The sequence below is a fragment of the Streptomyces sp. 8P21H-1 genome, assembly GCF_013302945.1.
Genome location: NZ_JABTYA010000165.1, coordinates 1 through 1076 on the forward strand (window position 1 = coordinate 1; position 1076 = coordinate 1076).

The following is a 1076-nucleotide window of genomic DNA, read 5'->3' on the forward strand; positions in this document are numbered from 1 at the left end:
AACAGCGCCGCCAGATCCGCCGTCCGCGGCAGATCCGGTACCGCCGCGGACAGCGCCTCGCGCAGCGCGGCCGCCGAACCCGCCGTCGCCGCCAGCGCGCCCGCGACGAGCGAGCCGAAGAGCTTGCCGCGCAGGACCGACTCGTCGTCGGTGACGACACGGCCCGCCAGGTCCGGGACGGGGATGCCGTGCCGGGCGAGGCGGGCCGGGCTGATCCGGATGTCCGCCAGATCGCGGTAGACGAGCCGCACCGGATCCCCGGCGGGGGAGAGCACCACGAGCAGGTTCTGTCCGTGGGCCTCCAGGGCGACTCCCAGCTCCAGCAGGCGCAGCCCCACGGTGAGCGCGAGTCTGCTGAACTCCGCGAGCCGGGCGGGCGACAGGGGCTCGACGCCCGTCACGAGAGCGGCGACCGGGACGACCCGCTCGCCCGTTCCCGCGTACAGGTCGGGGGACTCCCGCGAGACGGCGGCCAGGTCCGGGGTGCCGGCGCTGACCGCGCCGAGCGTCCGCGTGATGTGCAGCAGCCCGCCCAGGCGGGCGGCCATCGACTCCATGAACGCCGACACCGTGGCGGCCGACGTGATCGAGTACACCGAGATGTCCCGCACGGACGAGGTCAGCCGGGCGCTGAGCGCGGTCTTGAGGTGCGGTCCGCCCGGCACGGCCAGGGTACGCAGGGACATCAGGGGATGAGCGGCCGTACCGGCTGCGACGGGGTACTCGTCCTTCAGCACGTGCCGTGCCTGCCACGGATGCACGGGGATCAGCAGCCGCCCCGCCTCCCGGTACGGCCACGCGCCCGTCGAGAGGCAGTCCTCCTCCCGTACGGCGACCGTGCCCAGCTCGACCACCGGCCGGTGCTCCGGGGCGTACGCCAGCTGCTCGGCCACCGAGAAGCCGGGCCGCGCACGGCAGTTGGGATGGAAGGGGTGCCCGTCGACGACCCGCTGCTCCCACTCCCAGAGGGTGCGGGGACCGGCCGGCGGGACCTGACCGGCCGGCGGGACCTGACCGGCCGGCGGGCCCTGTCCCGGGCCAGCGAGGCGACGCTGTGCGCGAGTTCCGCGGCGAAG

At 75.2% G+C, this 1076-nt stretch carries 1 protein-coding gene; it reads right to left on the bottom strand.

Features of this window, described 5'->3' with window-relative positions:
* A partial coding sequence (locus tag HO151_RS02730) for an IucA/IucC family siderophore biosynthesis protein (RefSeq protein ID WP_254594661.1) occupies positions 1–1076 on the bottom strand: 1076 nt, incomplete at both ends.